At 70.5% G+C, this 18,025-nt stretch carries 21 protein-coding genes; all 21 read left to right on the forward strand.

From position 1 onward, the window contains the following. The first annotated feature begins 275 nt into the window (after positions 1-275). A complete protein-coding gene (locus tag AC07DS_RS17205) occupies positions 276-1,997 on the forward strand; it encodes a DUF2637 domain-containing protein (protein WP_479146120.1) in 1,722 nt (573 codons plus the stop codon). A gap of 241 nt (positions 1,998-2,238) precedes the next feature. Continuing rightward, positions 2,239-2,610 carry a hypothetical protein gene (locus AC07DS_RS17210; protein ID WP_479146122.1) on the forward strand — a complete coding sequence of 124 codons (372 nt, stop codon included), beginning with the start codon at positions 2,239-2,241 and terminating at the stop codon, positions 2,608-2,610. A 117-nt stretch (positions 2,611-2,727) separates the two neighbouring features. Then, a complete protein-coding gene (locus tag AC07DS_RS17215; RefSeq protein WP_479146124.1) occupies positions 2,728-4,191 on the forward strand; it encodes a hypothetical protein in 1,464 nt (487 codons plus the stop codon). Between the two features lie 2 nt (positions 4,192-4,193). After that, positions 4,194-4,583, forward strand: coding sequence for a hypothetical protein (locus AC07DS_RS17220; protein ID WP_479146126.1), 390 nt, complete (start codon positions 4,194-4,196; stop codon positions 4,581-4,583). Between the two features lie 90 nt (positions 4,584-4,673). Beyond that, the gene (locus AC07DS_RS17225; protein ID WP_479146128.1) at positions 4,674-7,238 is read left to right on the forward strand and encodes a hypothetical protein; all 2,565 of its coding nucleotides are present in this window, start codon (positions 4,674-4,676) and stop codon (positions 7,236-7,238) included. Between the two features lie 43 nt (positions 7,239-7,281). Beyond that, positions 7,282-7,515 carry a hypothetical protein gene (locus AC07DS_RS17230; RefSeq protein WP_479146130.1) on the forward strand — a complete coding sequence of 78 codons (234 nt, stop codon included), beginning with the start codon at positions 7,282-7,284 and terminating at the stop codon, positions 7,513-7,515. 96 nt (positions 7,516-7,611) lie between these two features. Further along, complete coding sequence (locus AC07DS_RS17235) at positions 7,612-8,133, forward strand: hypothetical protein (RefSeq protein ID WP_479146132.1); 522 nt, start codon at positions 7,612-7,614, stop codon at positions 8,131-8,133. 194 nt (positions 8,134-8,327) lie between these two features. Then, complete coding sequence (locus tag AC07DS_RS17240) at positions 8,328-9,008, forward strand: hypothetical protein (RefSeq protein ID WP_479146134.1); 681 nt, start codon at positions 8,328-8,330, stop codon at positions 9,006-9,008. Between the two features lie 248 nt (positions 9,009-9,256). Continuing rightward, positions 9,257-9,688, forward strand: coding sequence for a hypothetical protein (locus AC07DS_RS17245; protein WP_479146136.1), 432 nt, complete (start codon positions 9,257-9,259; stop codon positions 9,686-9,688). A 59-nt stretch (positions 9,689-9,747) separates the two neighbouring features. Further along, on the forward strand, positions 9,748-10,038 hold the full coding sequence (locus tag AC07DS_RS17250; RefSeq protein WP_479146138.1) for a hypothetical protein: 291 nt from the start codon (positions 9,748-9,750) through the stop codon (positions 10,036-10,038). A 306-nt stretch (positions 10,039-10,344) separates the two neighbouring features. Next, entirely contained in the window at positions 10,345-10,980 is a 636-nt protein-coding gene (locus tag AC07DS_RS17255; protein ID WP_479146140.1) for a LuxR C-terminal-related transcriptional regulator, read from the forward strand. Continuing rightward, positions 10,973-11,287, forward strand: a complete 315-nt coding sequence (locus AC07DS_RS17260; protein WP_479146142.1) for a helix-turn-helix domain-containing protein — start codon at positions 10,973-10,975, stop codon at positions 11,285-11,287. The genes AC07DS_RS17255 and AC07DS_RS17260 overlap by 8 nt, the downstream gene beginning before the upstream one ends. A gap of 225 nt (positions 11,288-11,512) precedes the next feature. After that, on the forward strand, positions 11,513-11,647 hold the full coding sequence (locus AC07DS_RS17265; protein ID WP_479146144.1) for a hypothetical protein: 135 nt from the start codon (positions 11,513-11,515) through the stop codon (positions 11,645-11,647). A gap of 64 nt (positions 11,648-11,711) precedes the next feature. Beyond that, on the forward strand, positions 11,712-12,362 hold the full coding sequence (locus AC07DS_RS17270) for a hypothetical protein (protein ID WP_479146145.1): 651 nt from the start codon (positions 11,712-11,714) through the stop codon (positions 12,360-12,362). A gap of 98 nt (positions 12,363-12,460) precedes the next feature. After that, positions 12,461-12,919 carry a transcriptional regulator gene (locus tag AC07DS_RS17275; protein ID WP_479146147.1) on the forward strand — a complete coding sequence of 153 codons (459 nt, stop codon included), beginning with the start codon at positions 12,461-12,463 and terminating at the stop codon, positions 12,917-12,919. Positions 12,920-13,201: 282 nt separating this feature from the next. Beyond that, positions 13,202-13,522, forward strand: coding sequence for a hypothetical protein (locus tag AC07DS_RS17280; RefSeq protein WP_479146149.1), 321 nt, complete (start codon positions 13,202-13,204; stop codon positions 13,520-13,522). Continuing rightward, positions 13,519-14,505, forward strand: coding sequence for an AAA family ATPase (locus AC07DS_RS17285; RefSeq protein ID WP_479146151.1), 987 nt, complete (start codon positions 13,519-13,521; stop codon positions 14,503-14,505). Before AC07DS_RS17280 ends, AC07DS_RS17285 begins: the two co-directional genes overlap by 4 nt. A 669-nt stretch (positions 14,506-15,174) precedes the next feature. After that, positions 15,175-15,534 carry a hypothetical protein gene (locus AC07DS_RS17290; RefSeq protein WP_479146153.1) on the forward strand — a complete coding sequence of 120 codons (360 nt, stop codon included), beginning with the start codon at positions 15,175-15,177 and terminating at the stop codon, positions 15,532-15,534. Continuing rightward, positions 15,527-16,270: a hypothetical protein gene (locus AC07DS_RS17295; protein WP_479146155.1), complete on the forward strand. Its 744-nt coding sequence runs from the start codon at positions 15,527-15,529 to the stop codon at positions 16,268-16,270. The genes AC07DS_RS17290 and AC07DS_RS17295 overlap by 8 nt, the downstream gene beginning before the upstream one ends. Positions 16,271-16,674: 404 nt before the next feature. Next, positions 16,675-17,247: a hypothetical protein gene (locus AC07DS_RS17300; RefSeq protein WP_479146157.1), complete on the forward strand. Its 573-nt coding sequence runs from the start codon at positions 16,675-16,677 to the stop codon at positions 17,245-17,247. A 490-nt stretch (positions 17,248-17,737) separates the two neighbouring features. After that, positions 17,738-17,911, forward strand: coding sequence for a hypothetical protein (locus tag AC07DS_RS17305; protein WP_479146159.1), 174 nt, complete (start codon positions 17,738-17,740; stop codon positions 17,909-17,911). Positions 17,912-18,025: the final 114 nt, after the last annotated feature.

Below are 18,025 nucleotides of genomic sequence, written 5' to 3' on the forward strand. Positions count from 1 at the left end.
CGAGCCCGGAGTAACGCTCCCCTTCGCGCCCTGAGTTTCGTGGCCGCCCTGCAGAAGCGGCGGGCCGTTTCGTGCCCGATCTGCCAGCACTCCCCGACGCCGTCGGCCGTCATGCGGTCGGCGGCCGTCCAGCACGGTCGGCTACGGGAAGGGACCGGCCCGCTCAGGGCTCCCTTCGACTCCACCGACTGCCGTTTCGGGAGCAGCCGTCCACGTTTCGGGAGCGGCCCCCATCGTTTCGTGCACACCCTGAACCGCCCATTCCGGAGGCCCCCATGTCGATCACTGACGTGCCGCAGATGGCGGCACGCGAGACCCCCGTTTCGCACCCGCCGACCCCCGCTTCGGACGCACCCGGCTTCGCTTCGGACGCGCCGGACTTCGTTTCGGAGGGGGAGGAGCGGAAGCCGATCAAGACCGACGGCACCCCGTCCGGCGGCCGGCTGACCCGCTCGCAGAAGTTGACCGCGGGACTGATCGTTGCGGCTGCGCTCGCTCTCGCGGGCATCGGCCTCTATCTGTCGTTCGAGCACGTCGCCTCGTTCGCGTACGAGGAACTCGACTTCGGCTCGCTCCGCAAGGGCCAGCTGTTCGCGGTCGGCGTCGACACCGGAATCATGGTGATGATCGCCGTCGACCTGCTGATGGCCTGGCTCAAGCGGCCCATCAGCTGGATCCGCTACCCGGTGTGGCTGCTCACGGCCGCGACCGTCGTCCTCAACGCCGCCTCCGGCGCCCCGCGCGACCGGGCCTGGGAGCTGCTCGACTACGTCGCCGCGTTCGCGCACGCCGTCGTCCCGGTCCTGTTCATCATGGTCGTCGAGCTGGGACGCACGTCCATCGACCGTGTGGTCCGCCCCAGCGAGCAGGAGGAACGCGACTCCATCCCGCTGGACCGGTGGCTGCTTGCCCCCGTCCCGACCTGGAAGATCTACCGCCGGATGCGCCTGTGGGGCATCACCTCCTACCCGGAGATGATCCGCCGCGACCAGGACCTCATCGCCTACGAGCTGTGGCTCAAGCGCAAGCACAAGGGCGACCTGTCCCGGGCCACCGAGGACGAGATGCTGCCGATGACGATGGCGCCGTACGGCTACACCGTCGCGCAGGCCCTGGCGATGCCCGACGAGCAGGACCAGGCAGCGGAGGTCCGCCAGGAGGATGCCGAACGTCGGCGTCTGGAGGCGGACACCCGCCGCAAGCTCGCCCAGCTCGACGCCCAGGAGCAGCAGCTGCGGGCCGAGGGCAAGGTCGCGGCCGCGCAGGCCGAGATCGACGGTGAGACGGGCCAGGCGCGCGCCCACGCCAGTGCCAAGATCAGCGCCGCTGAGCGGGCCGCTGAGCTGGAGAAGCACGAGCTGGAGACCGCCGTCATCGCCGAGGCCCGCGCCCGCCAGGCGAAGGCCGGGCGCGATGAGGCCGATGAGCGCGAGGCTCAGGCCGCCGCGGATGTGCGCGCGGCCCAGCTCGAGGCGCAGGCCGCCGAGATGCGGAGGGCGACGGAGGAGGCCGACCGAATCGCCGTGGCGGAGGCTCAGGCGATCGAGACGGCGACCACCGCCGAAGCCCGCCAGCGTGAGGCCGAAGCCGACATGGCCACCGCCGAAGCGGAGTTGGCCGCCGCCGAAACGCGCCGACGCGCCTCCGAAGCCCAGCGGCTGGCGGCGGAGGAAGAAGAGCGCACGGCGGCTGCCCGGGCCAACACGGAGGAAGCCGGGCAGCGCGAGGCCGAAGCCGCGAAGACCGCCGCCGAAACGCGGCTCGCTGCCGCCGAAGTCGAGCGGCGCGCGATCGAAATCGAGGACGCCGCGAGGCTCACGCCGCGCGAGCGTGCGGTCCGCAAGGTCGCCCGGATGGTCATCGCCGCAGGCGGCAACGCAGACCAGGTACTGCTCGCCGACATCCAGCGCGAGACGGCCGTGTCCTCCACCGACACCGCTTCGAAGTACCGCCAGGAGGCCGCCGAACTCCTCGCCAGCGGGTACACCGCCGCGTAGTGACCTGCACGAACTCCTTCGACGGTTCCACCGGCCCCCGAGATGCCGTCAACACCTCGGGGACGCGGTGAAGGCGCCGAAGCGCCGAGTCCCACCCTCTCACCCAACCTGCCCGTCAGGAAGGTGAATCGGTAGGTGACCAGCACAAACAGCAGGCGGGTGATCTGGCATCGCAGTCTGCGAGCCGCTTTGCGGCTTTGACCCCGCCTGACCCAGCGATCGAACGGAGGATCACGGAAACGTGGGCGGAACCGCGGTTTGGACAAGACAGATCGAAAGGGCGGACAAGCGGTCGCCCAAGGAGGGCGCGACCAAGCGTTTGGACCGGCTGCGCGGACTGCTGAAGGAAGCCAATCCGGAGGTCGCCGATCGCGTCTGGCGCGAGGTCGTCGACACCCTCCAGCGGACCACCGACCGCCACTCGGCGCGCGGATCCGCGTACTGGACCAACGAGATCAAACGGGCGGACAAGCGGTCACCCAAGGAGGGCGCGACCAAGCGTTTGGACCGGCTGCGCGGCGTCCTCCAAAGAGTCGATCCAGTGGTCGCCACCCGCGCCTGGCGCGAGGTGAGCGACACCCTCCAGCAGATCACCGTTCGTCACACACGGTGATCGTTCACCCATTCATTCACCCCGGGGAGAGATGAACTCGACCCGCCCCTACACGCGTACGTACGCGCACGAGGGCGGGCGTTCACTCCCCCGGTTGCAGACCGTGAGGGGAAAGCGATGGAAGTTCTGCTTCTCGCGGCCTGCGCGTGGCTCGTGCACACGGCCGGCGCGCAGAGCGAGCAAGCGAAGATGGGGCTGTCCCCGGCACAGCGGGACATCCTGAGGGAGCGGACGCGGCACGAGAAGGCCGTGCAGAAGATCGCCGACAAGCATGGGGGCTCTGCGCCGCCCGAGCCCAAGTCGGGCGTCTCGCCTGGGAAGGAACCGCCGGCCTCGGAGCACGATCGGGTGCTCACGCTGCCGGAAGCGTTCCGTTCGGGCTACCGCGGACACACCCGCATCGAGCGGCTGGCGACCCCGATGGGCCGCCGCGCCGGGGGGTGGGCCGCGCAGGGCGTCGGCTGGGCTCAGGACACCGGCCGGGGCGCGCTGCGCGAATACCGCAGGCGCCGCAAGGCCCGTGGCCACGCTGACCCGGCCCCGGTGCTCGTGCCGCTGCCTCCCACCCGCCCGCCGGACGTTCCGCCGATCCCGAAGGACCCGCCGAAGGTGGGCGCCGACAGCGGCGGCGGCAAGGGCGTCTCCCTGGAGCGGCCCAAGGAAGCGACCGAGCCCCCGGAGCCGGAAGGCGCCGTGGAACCGCCTGAGGGGGCCACAGAGCCTCCTGCAGGCGGCGATGGCTCCCCCGGTGCCACGGAGGCCTCAACAGGCCCTGAAACGCCGCCAGATGGGGCCGGAGTGGCGCCGGTGAAGGGGCCCGCGGCTCCCGCCACGGAGGCCGCACCGGCTCCCGAGGAGGCCACGGCCGGGCCCGAAACCAAGGAAGCGGCGGCCGAACCCGAGCCCGTCGCCGCCGAAGCCGAGGGCACCGCAGAGCCGAAGAGCTCCGAGGAGCCCCCCGGCGCAGCCGAAACAGAACCCGCGCCGGCCCCGGCGGAGCCGGAAGCCACCGCGGCGGCACCCGAAAGCGCGGCGGCCAGGCCCGAAAGTCCGGCCGCCGAACCCGAAAGCCCGGCGGCGGCGCCCGAAGGCACCACGTCGGGACGGATCCGAGACAGTGAACCGGCTGCCGCCGGTGGAGGAGTTGGGCGCATGGCAGCAGAGGTGACGTACGAGTCCGTCAAGGAGGAGAGCGACGAGCTCTCCCTGATGTGCGAGGAGGACCAGCAGGTCTGCGATCGGATCAAGGACCGCGCCGACCGGGAAGTCGGGCGCGGCGACACACTCCTCGCGGAGATGGAGGCGACGGGCTTCGGGAAGTCCCTCCAGGCCTGGGTCATCCGCTGCCGGGAGGACTACCAGGCGATGGGCAGCCACCTCACCAATTTGAAGACGGACACGATCGCCCAGGGCGAGGCCGTGGTGAGGGCCAAGGCCCTGCTGATCGCCGGCCAGGGCGTCTACTACAACATCGCCCTGGACATGGAGCAGGTCGCCGAACGCGAGGCGTACGTCAGCGACGCGGTCGACTCCGAGGACACCTCCGCACACAACGAGGTCTACGAGACGAGGGGAGCCTGACCATGAGCGCAGGCAAGGCTGTTGGTTTCGTCACCGTCGCCGCCATCCTGGCCCGGGCGACGGCGTACGGGGTCCGAGCCACCATGACCAAACGGGCCGTCGAGCGGCTGAAGAAGCGCTACCACGACCGCGCCGACTCGGCCCGGTACCTGTCCGAGGCGATGGGCAAGCTGACCGTCGACGAGCCGACCACGGTCGGCTACATGCAGGTCTTCACCCTGTCAGAGGCTATGGCGGACGACGTCGCCGGCATCGTCGGCCGCGCCGACTCCCTGCAGGCCAACGCCCAAGGCCTGGCCCAGGCGACCGAAGCGGAGCACGGCCGGATGCGGGAAGCCAACCGCACCCACACCGTGCCGATGGCCCAGGCGAGGTTCATCCAGCCCCGCTAGGCACCAGACACCCACCCCCCTCCTTCGAAGGGCGGGACCGCACGGTGCGGTCCCGCCCTTCGTCTTCGCTGAAAACGGGAGAAGAACCGGATGGCCACGACCACATCAACCCAGGAAGAGACGGAAGACAACGCTCCCCAGGAGCTGACCGGACTGCGTGCGCGGATGGCCCAAATGCACAACCCGGGCCTGTATGTCGGTTCCGGACTCGGCATCGCCTCCGGCTGGCTGTCCGGTGACCCGCTACTGCTCACCACCCTCGGCTCCACCGGGATCGCAGCCAGCTGGGCCGTGCTCGGCATGAACCCCGGCCCGTGGCGCTGGCTGCCCGGCCAGGGCGAGCCGTGGGAGTGGATGTGCCGCAGCAGTCTGCGCGGCTACCGGCGCAGGGTCCGCCGGATGCGCCGCCGCCTGGACGGCGACCACGCGTACGGGCCGTCTGTCGGCTCCGAAGGCCTGCTCGTGCCGACCATCGGGATCGCCGACGGCTGGCGCAACCGCGACGACCGTGCCGCCCTGGTCCGCGAGGCGAAGGCGGAGGCCTTCCGCTGGCGGTCCGCGACGCTGCGCGCCATCTGGGCCCGGGCGCTGCCCGACTGGGAGCGCGGCTGGTGGCGCCGCTACAGCCCCGTGGAGATGGCGGTGCGGGCCGGCCCCCTGGCGGCGATACCCGCCAGCAGCTACATCGACGTGCCCTGGTGGGCCCGCTTCCTCGTCGCCTCCACCGCGGCAACCTGGGGGGCGCGGGTATGGGACGTGCCCGGTCGGGGGACGCCAAAGGCGGCCGGGGACCCGGCCGGCCTCGACTGGTACCTGGCCCGGTGGGCCGAGTGGATCGCCTGCGACCAGGGTCCGCTGGCCGCGTCCAAGCTCACCGACGTCCACCTGGACGAGGACAAGCTGACCGCGATCATCGTCTCCACCACCGCCAAGCCGGCCCTCGGCGTCGGCCAGGACGCGGTCAGCATCGCGTTCGAGGTCCCGCCACGGGCGGTCAACATCTACCGGCCCGACGACATGGCCGCCTCCCGCGCCAAGCTCTCCGTCCGGCTGCGGACCAGGACCTCCGAGCTGGACATGGACGACCTCGCGGCCGTGTGGGAGGAGTACACCCCCTACCACGGCAGCGAGCTCTACGACCCCGAGGAAACCGAGTACGGCCGACGCTTCAAGCTGCAGATGCCGCGCCGGGGCTCCTCGGTCGCCGACGTGCAGCCGCTCGCCATCGCCCAGGCCCTGGACATGGACGGGCAGGACGCCGTCTCCCGCCTCCACCTTCGGGTGATCGACGCCCGGCGCATCGAGATCAACGAGATGTCCACCAACCCGCTCCAGGACGGCGTCCCGCTGGACCCGCGCGCCCTAGTCATGGACGACCAGGGCTACGTCATCGTCGGCAAGGACATCTACGGCGAGCCCGCCCGCTGGCGTCTGATGATCCCCAACGAGGGGAAGTTCGGGCTCACCGGCCGCCAGGGCATGTCCGCAGTGCACTCGTTCTCCTCCGGCACCACCGGCTCGGGCAAGAGCTCACTGGAAGAGACACTCCTGATCGCCCAGGTGATCAACAGGATCATCGGGTGGCTGGCCGACGGCAAGTACGGCGCCGGCTTCGCCTCCTGGACCCAGGTCCTCGACTGGCTGGTCAAGAGCCACTACGGCGCCATGCTCATGGCCCAGGCCTCCGTCGACGTCGGCAAGTTCCGCTTCTCGACCCAGATGAAGATGCAGTGGCAGGACGCCGACGGCTACGTCATGAACGGCCGCAGCTTCTTCGTCCCCGACGAGCCGTTCGCACCCATGCAGTTCACCGCGGACGAGTTCAACGAGATGGTGATGGACCCGGCCAAGGACCACGTCAACCCGCTGCTCGCAAGCGTGTCCAACCTCGGCCGCCAGACCCGGTCCGCCGGCATCGGCGCCCGCATCTACGTGCAGATCCCCAACCTCGACTCCATCGGCACCAACAAGCACGCCAACGCCATCCGCGACATGCTCCAGTCCGGCAACATCGCCCTGTTCCGCACCGCACGCGCGGACATCGACGTGATGTCGCTCGGCTCCAGGACACCGAAGTTCCGCCTCGAGCCGATCCCGGAGACATTCCCCAACGGCGCCGGAACCGGCGGACTGGGCTACATCGCCGACGGCTCCGACCAGTACACCCAGTCCCGCATGATGTTCCACCCCAACCCGGTGCGCATCGCCCGCGAACTGCCCCGCCCGACCCTCACCCAGGCCGAGGCCGACGCCATCGCCGCCATGAGCCCCGCCGGCATCGCCTACCTCCGGCGGGACGAGTACCGGCACATGGACGCCGGCGAGGAAGAGGAGTTCCTGCGCGACCTGGTCAAGCACGAGCAGGAAAAGCGCGGCAAGAACACAACCGTCGTCGACCTCGCCCCCGCCCCGGCCATCCCGGCCGACGTCGACACGGACGTCGAGGACGACGACCTGGACGACCTGGTACCGCCCAGCCGATCCGAACTCGTCTGGCACGCCGTCGACCGCGGCGCCCGCCGTAACAAGCAGATCGCGGAGGTCACCTCCCTGAAGCCGCCCAACGTCGCCAACGCCACGAAGCGGCTGGAGCGGCTCGGAAAGCTCACCCAGATCGACCGCGACTGGCACACCGCCGAACGCCTCGACGCCTGACCCCCCACCCCCTTCCCCCTTTCACAGAAGTCGGAGATCAGCCATGACGTTCGCTCTCACCTCGTCCGGACTCGCCCTTCTCGTCGCCGCAGGCATCGCCATCTGGATGAAGAAGGACAGCAGCTTCCGCAAGCGGGAGGTCGCCGTCGTCTCGATCTTCTGGATCCTCGTGATGATGACGCCCCTCGGCACGTCAACCGTCGAGAAGGTCCAGGAGATGTTCGGCCACGGAGCGGCCGGGTTCAGCCAGACCGTCAACAACGTCTCCTCCAAGTAAGACGACGCCTGGCAGGGAGGCGGCCCGCTTGGTACGGCGGGCCGCCTCCCTGCGTCTTTCCACGCCTTCGGCCGCACAGCAAGGAGTCACATCCCCATGGACCACCACCGCGAACACGGGCGGGAGTTGACGGCTCAGGAAGAGTTCGAGTCGATCAGACTGATCGCCGAGGGGCTCAGCAGCAGCACCCCCACCGCGACCCGGTACCGCGACATCACTCCCGCGCCGACCGAGCCCACCGTGGGGGACGCCGTGCCCTTCGCCCAGGACGGACGGCCCCCCATGTCCCAGAAGGCCACCGACCACGCGACCCTCGTGATCGTCTACACCTGGGGGTCGCTGCCGGTCGGCGGAGCGATCTCCTTGGTCCTGTGGCGGCTGTCCAGCGTCAGCCCGATGCAACTGACCTTCGCTGGTCTGGGCGCCGCCGGAGTGTTCATCGCGATTGGCGCCGCCGCCCGGATGATCGGACGGGCCTTCCGGGATGGCGCCTCCGCCCTGCCGGATCACACGGTCAACCAGTACACCGGGACCGTCTACGTGCAGCACACCGAACTGCACACCAGTACCCGGGGCTTCGGCAGGACCAACAACCAGCTCACCGACGGCAAGCAGTAACCCAGCCCGCCGGAAGACCATCTGCTCACCACGCTGACGTCTGTCTGTCCACTCCCGAACCCGTCACCGGGGCCGGGCGGAGAGCCGGAACAGCACCACCGATCCAACGCCCAGCTCTCGCCGTGCCCCGCCGGCCGTCTGCTCGCGGTGCTACCAACCGCCCTGCGCCACCCGTGAAGAGAGGCGAACCCACCATGACCACCACCCCCAACGAAGCGAACCACCACGAGCATGCGCCCTGGCGGCGCCGCTTACACCAGGCCCTCGACTGGCTGAGCCGCCGGATCCGCCCGGCCGGGACGAAACTGCCGCAGCTGTGGCGGCACGAAACCGTCCGCCACATGGCCGTCAGCGCCTGCTTCACCCTCCTCGGCGCCTGGCTTCTGAGCCAGGCCATGCCCCAGGTGCCCGGCTGGGCAGCGGCAGTCGACGGGACGGTGGCCACCATCGACAACCCCGTACGGCACTACCTCGCCACCCACACGCAGACACTGCCCATCACCGCCGCTACCACCTACAGCATCTGGAAGGCCATCGGCATCGCCTCCTTCGCCCTCGGCTTCTTCCACAACGGCCCCGCCCGCCTCACCTGGACGGTATGGGGCGCCGCCACCGCGATCATGGTGTGGTTCGGAACTCCCGAACCCTGCCGCCAGGTCGCTGCCGGAGTCGCCCTCCTGGCCTGGGCTGCCCTGTCCGGCCTGGCACTTCGCGGCCTGCGTATCCGCCCGGCCGCCTTCGTCCACGTCGACGTGCACAACCAGGCGCCGCCCGCACCCGAGGTGGAGGTCCGCGCGGAGATCCGCATGCCCCGGCCCGAGCCGACCCAGTACCTGCCCTACGTCCTCCAGTACCTGCCGCCGTCGCCGAACTGACGTCTCCCTGTCCGCCCTTCGGACCCCCCGGTCACCGAGTTCGTGGGCGGGCAGGAAGCCGGAACAGCCAAAGCACCACCGCTCCCCTCACACCTGCCGGTTGCCCACCAACCGGACTCGCCCGGCACCGCTCAAAGAGCACGGTCCGGCGCCCCCTGCGAAAGGACGGAGATCACCGTGGGAAATGCCCTGTACGAGGTCGTCCTCGGCGGCCGGACGATCCAGGCCGGCTATGCAGTCACAGCCCCGTGCGACCGCGACAACTGCACCGAGACCATCGACCGGGCCTCGCCTACCTGTGCGGCCAGACCCCCGGCGGCGACGAGCACGGCTGCGGCAAGTACTTCTGCGGCCGACACCTGAACGGGGCCAATCAGTGCGAGTCCTGCGCCCAGCTCGCCGACGACCTGAACCGCTGGACCGACCAAGCCACGGGCGAGGAGTACAACCTGCGGAACACCTTCCTGCCCGAAGGCGAGCCGTTCCGGCGCGAGGGGCTGGTCTGGAGACACCGCGGCCAGTTCACCCCCGACGGTGTGCCGCTCCTGCAGCCCCACCGGGCGCTGGACGAAGAGACACCCGTCGACGGCCCCGTGCACGCCGTGACCGACCAGTCCTTCACCAGCGACTACCTCGTCGCCGCACAGCAGCGGCAGCAGGCCGCGCCCGGGGCCGGATGAGCGGGCAAGGGACGCGGCGAACACCCGGCCGAACCCCCGCACACAGGAGTCGCCTCAAGTTGAGCTTCGAGAAGATCTACGTCGAGGAGTTCCCCCATCCTCTGGGAACCCTCATGCGCACGCGTGGCGACGGCGTGGCGACCGTAGTGGCCGATGAAGGCGATTTCGTGTTCCTGACCTGCTGCACGGCGCACTACGCCATCGGACAGGTCAACGGGCACTACCCGGCGGTCAGGAACGGACGGTTCGTTGGTCCCGAGACCCCGATCGAGCACCCGACCGACGACGACCTGGACTGCCCCTTCTCCGGGCAGCTCGCACTGGCCGCTGATCAGCCGGATCACGCATAGAACGCGCCGCGCGGCCGCCACCCGGGCAAGGCGACACCGGCGCCCGGAGCTGCACACCGAGCGACGACCGGCCCATCTCATCGGCTGCGCGCCCGGACTCCACAAAGCCCTCAGACGCCCGGAAGGGATGCGCGAATGTTGTCCACCGCCCAGCTCGCCCTCCTCCCGCCCTGCGACCAGACCCGGCACCGCATACAGCCGTGCGCGAACAGTCCCGACCTCTCCGCGAGCACTGTCCTCTACGGTCCCTTTGCTTCCGGAGCCCCGCACTACCCGTCAGCCGCCAGCCCCCAAGACCACAGCACCGTGGCCCCGAGGCTGACGCTGTACGAGATCTGGTGCCTGGCCGGCGCGGCGCGTGGGATGACCGATGAGCAGACCGCCGCGGCCTTGCGGCTCGACCCACTGCAGGTACGGAAAGCACTGGAGAATCTTGGGGACTTGGCCGGGGTGAGCGGCCGGACAGCACGCCCGGCGATCGTCGACTACGGCTACCGCGCCGGGCTGCTGTCCGGGCTCGCCGCCGAGCCCCGCACCTGTCTGGGAGCCTGGCTGACCGCCCGGCGGATCAACGTCTTGCAGCTGGTCGCCCGGGGCACGCCCGACCAGCAGATCGCTGAGATCGTTGGGTGCACCCGGAAGGCGGTGACCGCCACTGTTCGCCACCTCGTCCAGGGATTCCAAGCCAACGACCGCGCCCACGCCGTGGCGTTGGCGCACCAGCAGGGGTTCCTCGGCGGGCCGCTGATGCCGCTGCCGACGCACCGGCCGGTACGACGCTTCTCGCCCCAGGAGGCAAGGATCGTCCGCGCACTGACAGCCGGCCAGACCAAGCAGCAGATCCGTATCCGCTGCGGCCTATCGGCCCGAGCGGCCACTCAGCTGCTGTCGTCGGCAAGCCGCGGGCGTCACGCTTCGACGGGGTTACGCAGCCGTGGTTGACTCAGCGCACCGCGGCGGCCTGCTCACCTCTGGACCAGCGCCAGGCGCATGCCCACCCCGTCTGCCCGAGCGGCACCACCAGGTCCTCATCGGCATCGCGCACGGCTTCACCGACGCGGAGATCGCCGACCACCTGCACGTGGCCTACGACACCGTGAAGACGGCAAGTCGGCAGCTGTTCAGCGCCCTCGGCGCAGACACCCGAGCCCACGCCGTTGGACGCGGCTGGCACTTCCAGCTTCTGAGCAACGCCCAGGCCACCTCGACGCCCACAGGGCGCGGACCCACCGGCCCTGACGCTTCCTGATGGGCTCAACGGTCGGCAAGCTGACCACGACGATCACCACGCCCTGAGCCGTGTCGCCGTACGTCCCGTCGGCCGCGACTCGAGCATCCGGCGCGCTCAACCGTCATGGTCGCGGGCCGACCGTGATCCCGACCACGGCAGCGCAAGCAACGCGTTGCCTGATCGTGACCGATGGTCGGGGCCGATGGTCACCCGCCTGGTCGGGGTCATGATCGGCCCGACCGCATGGACCTCACACCCGGGTCCACAGCCGCGCTCACCTCAGAAATCTCCATCGCCCTCCCGGACGAGCACGCCATCATCGCCGGTCAACGCGACGAGCGCCACGGCCTGCTCAGTCCTCTCCCGCAGGCCGCCTGATCTCAGATCGGGCGGCCTGCCCGCGTTTCCAACCCGCTCCCGGACTCCCAAGGAGGAGAACCTCATGCGCAAGAACCTGCGCACCATCCCGCCCCGTACGGGCGCCATCGCCGTGGAAGGCTTCGAACTCGCCGTCATGCTGACCGCCGCCGGAGTCGGCGGCTGGGTCGGCTACAACGCCCCGCACCTCACACCGCCCTGGGCTGCCGCGGCCGCTGGCGCCCTCGGACTCGTCCTCGCCTTGGGGGTCAGCACACTCCTCGACTCCTTCATGGCGTCGCTGCGTGCCCTCACCCGCACCCCGTCCTCTCCGTCCACGCCGGCGTACGGGCTGACCACGCAGGAGCAGGAGGAGGACCTGCCCGGCAACGCCGAGGAGCTCATCGACCGCCTGGCCGAGGCGGCCCGGGCCGGTGCCGCCCACCAGGCCGCGCTCTACTCCGGGAAGGTCGACGCCGCACACAACCTGCTGGACAAGACCCAGCGGTGGGTGGGCATCGACGGCACCGGCGCCGTCTTCCCCCTCGTCGACGGCGCCTACCTGCACTACCGGAAGAACGAGGGCGGCGACTACCCGACCCACGAGTACACATTCGTCGTCACGGACACCGAGGACGAGCCGGTCCCCGTCACGTCCATGGCGCAGGTGCGTGACCTCCTGGAGCAGCACGTGCAGGTCAGCCGGGAGCTGCGGGAAGCGCCGGTCAGCGCCTGACGGGACAAGCTGACGCCACCACCACTACCCGAGCGATCGGCCAGCTGGCTGCCCCGAGCCCCCCGCACCCGACCAGAGAGATGAGGAGCACCTCCACCATGACCGAGCACAGCACCCGGGCCATCCGCTTCGCCGCCGCCTACGCCCTGATGCGCATGGCCGCAGACCTCGGCGACCACTGGATCCAGACGCACCACCAAGCCGTCACCAAGGGCCAGCACGACGAGAGCGAGGACCAGTCCAGCCGCGCCGGGCGCATCGCCTGCACGGCACACGTCGCCACTTACACCGCCACCCAGGCCGCCGTCCTGTACGCCGGATCCCGAGCCATCGGACTGCGCCTCAAGCCCGGCCGGGTCGCCGCGGCACTCGCCCTCTCGGCCGCCACCCACTGGTGGGCCGACCGGCGCATCCACCTCAAGGCCCTTGCCAACGCCGTCGGCAAGGAGGACTACTACAACTTGGGCGGCCCGCTGGGCGGCAACTACGCCCTTGACCAGGCGTTCCACCACACCGTGGAAACCGTCGCGGCCGTCATCGCGGCATCCGAGCGGTGAGGGCGGGGGCGATGTCGCACGCAGGCCGGCGCATCCGCTCCGGCCTCCCGTGGGCGCGTGAGCCTGCGCCCATAGTCATCCAAACGCGGCGCCCGCCTCCAGCCCCAGATCGACGTCCGGCCCCAGATCCACATCCCGGTGCCGACCGCCCCCGACCACGACGGCCTGGACGACGAACCGGACAACGTCCACCGGCTCCAGCACTGACCCGACGACACCACTCCCGCTCGCGTCCACGTCGACGCGCCCTGGATGGGCGCACCCGAACCCGAAGGAAATCCGATGAAGGACCAGAAGACCCAGATACGGGTCGGCACCTACCACGGACGCCACAACGGCACCCAGGCCACGGTCACCGCCACCCGCGACGACACGCGTCCCGAGCCCTACGCCTGGACGTGCACCTGCGGCGCCTCCCAGAGCTTCCCCACGCAGTACGGCCTGGACCGCAGTGCCTGGCGGCACACGCACCCCACCCGCTGGGACCAGCTGCGGCAGTGGGCCTGCTCCGCATCCGCACCAGCTGACTCTCATCACCGACAACGCTCCGCCGCGCCTGAGCTGGGCGCCCCGTTCCTCGACCTGCAAGGAGATCACGTATGACCTCGCCCATGCCGCTGTACACGGACCTGCCGGAGAGCGCGCTGATCGTGTTGATCGGTGCCTCTGGGGCGGGCAAGTCGACGCTGGCCGCTACCTGGCCCGCGAGCCACGTCCTCTCGCTTGACGCCCTGCGCGAAGCGGTGAGCAACGACGCGGGCGACCAGGAGGCAACCGACGACGCGGTCGACGCCCTGCACCTCCTCCTGGAGCGCAGGATGGCCCGAAAGCTGAACACGGTCATCGACGCGACGAACGTCACCAGGGCCGCCCGGGAACCGCTGGTTGCCGCCGCCAAGCGGCACGGCACGCCCGCCATCGCGGTCATGGTGTCCACCCCGGCCTCCGTGTGTCTGGAGCGCCAGGGCTCGCGGCCAGCCAACCGCACCGTGCCCGACGACACGGTCCGCGCGCAGCACAAGGCCATGGTTCACTCCCACCCAGGCCTGGCAGCCGAGGGCTTCAGCGAGGTCGTCTTCAGCGACAGCCTCTACCGGCTTCTGCCCTACCTGCAGCGGCTGAGCGAGACCTGGAACGCCGACCTCGGGCTGGAGGGCGGCGACGGCCTGGGCGACCTCCTGCTCGTACGCCGCTTCTTCGGGCCGGAGATCTTGCCGCTGTGGCAGTGGAAGCCGGGCTCCGACATCGCTGGCGGAGACCGCGTTGCGGAGATCCGCCTCAGCCAGCAGTACCTCACCCTTGCCCTGCGCACCGACGTCGACGGCGAGGGCGACTACGGGTTCGACGCGCTGGTGCCCTGCCCGTACGACGACGAGTGCAGCGGCTACGCCTGGGTGCCCGTCTACAGCATTACCTGCCTGCACCGCGCGCTGACTGGCAAGTTGGACGGCAGCGAGGACATCGTCTGCACCGTGCACGGCGGCATCGACGACGTCGATCAGGAGGCCGACGACCACAACCAGGACGATGATCCCGCAGGCCGCGCCGACCTCGCAGCACAGGCGATGGAGGCGATCCGCGGATGAAAGTGAAGCGCAGGCGCACCGCCGCCGCGGCCGCAGTGCTCACGTGGACACCTACCAGGGGCCCCGCGTCACCAACACACCCGTGGTGAGCCTGATCCCGTCGCAGCCGGTCCACGGCTACCACTCGCCCGGGTCCTACCAGCACGTCCTGCTGAACACCGCCACGGGCGAGCTGAGCTTCCACGAGAGCACCCAGTACCGGCCCCACCTGGAGGGCCGTCAACGACGTCCCGCGCGAGACCTGGAAGCGATGGCACCCGGGCAAGCTCTTCCTCCCCGGGTCCGAGCCGGCACCTGGATCGAGCGCGAGGAGCGGCACGCCGCGCAGCAGGGGGTACGCCTTCGGCACGAGGGACGCCGCCTACAGCCACCGGGCCCAGCTACGCGAGCAGGAGTGGGACCGTCTCGCCGTGGTCGGCGCCGAGGTCGACCGGTTGGAGAAGTACCTCGCCGAGCGTCGGCAGTTGGCCAGCCGCGCGATCGACTGGGCTGCAGCGACTCCGACGTCGCGGGACGGGTCCGCGTGCCACAGCAGGCCGTGCACGAGATGTGCAAGGAAACCGGCTTGCACGACCCCGAGCAGGCGTGACGCCGGACGCGGACACCGCGTCGGCCGGAGCCATTCAAACCGGCTCCGGCCGCCGTCCCGCCCCACCCCGAAAGGACCCGATGAGCACCACCGACCCCTTCGCCCTGCTGCGCGCGACCGCCGCCGTCCAGCGCCTGGACGACAAGCTGACCGTCCACCTCGGCGACCGGCAGCGCGAGCGAACGTACCTGGTGCACCGCGCCGCCCTCTCCGACCGCGCCGTGCCCGCCCTTGCTGAGGTCGAGGACCCCACGATCAGCAAGCAGGATGCCGAGGACACCGCCCGCCGCCTGCTGGAGCACGACCGCGCCCACGGCACCAGCCGCGGCCCCGTGCCAGCCGCCGACGCCCGATGGGACACCGACACCCGCGGATGCGCCCGCCAGGAGCACGCCGCCGCCGTCCTCGACGAGCATGCCGAGGAGCACACCCATGCCTGAGCCGCGGCTGCACATGAGCCCCGAGGTCCGCGTCCTGCTCGGACCCGAGGGCCTCGCCCGCGCCGCCGAGGTCTCCCTGGCCACCGGCCAGTGCGTCACCTGCCGGCAGCCGCTGAACGGCACCGTGAACATGGTGGTGCGCACGGGCGGCTCCTACACCCACGTCGTCTACGTCCACGACCGGTGCGGACCCTCCGAGGTCATCCAGATGGGCCCCGGCTTCGCCCCGGCCGCGCCTGCCGACGGCTACGCCATGACGATGACCGCCGTCGTCCTTGACCACGGCGGCGCCGACCTGCCGGTCCTGGTCGCCGAGACCGTCGGTAAGGCGTACGTGGTCAACGACGGCCCCGGGGAACTGACCAACGTGGTCGTCAGCCACCTGCTGGGCCAGGGCTTCCATCTGGTCACCCGGCTGCGCCAGGCCCCGCCCCAGGTCGCCGAGTGGATCGGCGTGCTGCTGCTCGGGCACGGCCCGGCCGGCGAGGACGGGCTGCTGGTCCTCGACCCCGAGGGTGGACAGTTCTACACCGGGGCCGTGGACCTCCCGGACGGCTGGCTCGCCCAGGTCGCCCGGTACGGCTGGGCCGTGCTCTACGTTGGCAACGTCGGACGGCCCGACCCCCGGAACCGCGACAGCAAGGCCACCACCAGGGCACTACGCGCCGCTGCCCAGGCTGGGCAGCTGGTCGGCGCCCGCATCGCCATCGGCACCCCTGCCCCCGCCCAGACCTAGCTCTCTCCCGCCCGCCGACAGCGCGCCGAGGACCGACCAGGTCCCGGCGCGCTGTGCTACTGGTCACCGGGTTGTTTTGAGACCCCTCTACACGCACCTAAGAAGCCTCGCACCGGTCCGGTACCCCTCGCAGAACGCTCCTTCTGACAGCAGGCTTACCTAGCCCCGTCGTCCCGTCAGGCGGGCCCCCGCCGCATGCGCTGCCCGCCCCGTGGGACGCACCCGCTGATCTCTCCGCAAGCACGGTGACCACCACTGAGGAGGCGTCTAGCCTCACCGGCACGGCCTTCCCCCGGCCCCTACGAGCACGGGCCCCATTCCACACGAACCACGCAACCGATCCACCGACTTGGAGTGAATCCCGCATGTCCCGGACCACCCGCATACCGCGCACAATCGCCCTGTTGACCGCGACCGTGGCGCTGAGCGCACTGGTCGGCTGCGGAAGCTGGGGCTCGGATACGACGACAGTCGTGGTCGACCACGGCACCGTCACCGAGAAGAGCGGTCCCGCACCCCAGTGGGTGGCCGCCACCTCCGACAAGTACGGCACGGTCTGCCGCCACGTGCCGGTCCAGAAGGCCGCGTGGAGCTCCCAGTTGAGCGCCAGCGTGCCGCTGAAGCCGGGCCCCAGACCGGCCGCGCCAAAGAAGCCGGCCGCCCCTCAGGACACGGACTCCGGCGCGGACACTCCCAAGCAGCCCAAGCGTCCCAGCCTGACCAAGCCGAGCCCTCGCATGGCGCCCAAGGCCAGGACGCCCGGCCACCCCCAGGGCTCTACCAAGGAGGTCTGCGGCCGCGGGGTGATCCGCAAGGGCAGCGCGGGGCACTGGAGGGAGAGCCAGCGCGTGCTGAAGCTCAAGGACAGGAAGGGCACCACGACCCGATGGAGGGTGTCCGAGACCCTGTGGCAGCAGGCCGAGCTGAATAGGTACCTCGACCTGCGCAAGACCGGGACCTGGTACCACCGGATCTGACCACGCCACCGATAGCAGGGGCCGGACCGAGACGAGGGGTGATGCGCACCCTCCTCGGTCCGGCCCCTGCGCATTGGGCGACAGCCCGGCACGGCGCCCGCTCCTCCCCTCGCAGCCTCAACGTCGCCGGCTCCGAGAGCACTCAGCGCCGGTCCCCTCCGCGCCTCGCCCGATCTGCCACCACCGCCGGGCTGCCAGGCCCCAATCAAGAGGAACGTGCCCTTGAGTACCAAGACCAGCCGATTCGATCGGTTATTGATCGATGACGGCCGTCACTTGCCGACCTACGTCATCGACGAGGAGGCCTCCCGGGCCGCAGGAGAGGCCCGTTGGCGCACCACCTGCTCTTGTGACCGGATGCCCGGTCACGCGGCAGGCAACCGCGAGCAGGCGCTCACCGCTCACCTTGCCCATGTGTCCGAACGACTCGCGTCAGCCTCCTGTCCGGAACGGCTCCCGTCCGGCGCGCGTCGTCCTGCTACTGCTCGCGATGCTGGCCCTCTGGGCCGCGTGCTACGTCGCCGGGGTCCTGTTGGCCCAGGAGACAGACCTCACGGGCGCGGTCTCCAAGGCCGTACTCGCCGGAGCCCACCTGACGGGCGTGGCTCTGGCCTTCGGGCTCATGGTCATCGCCCGACGCTTCATCGCCCCGACGCGTGCATGACGCTCACGCGGCGGGGGGGGGGGGGGGGGGGGGGGGGGGGGGGGGGGGGGGGGGGGGGGGGGGGGGGGGGTCTTCCGAGCAGAGGAAGAGAAGGAAGGGCGGTGGAGGGCGAGC

The sequence above is a fragment of the Streptomyces sp. NPDC044064 genome, assembly GCF_056434245.1.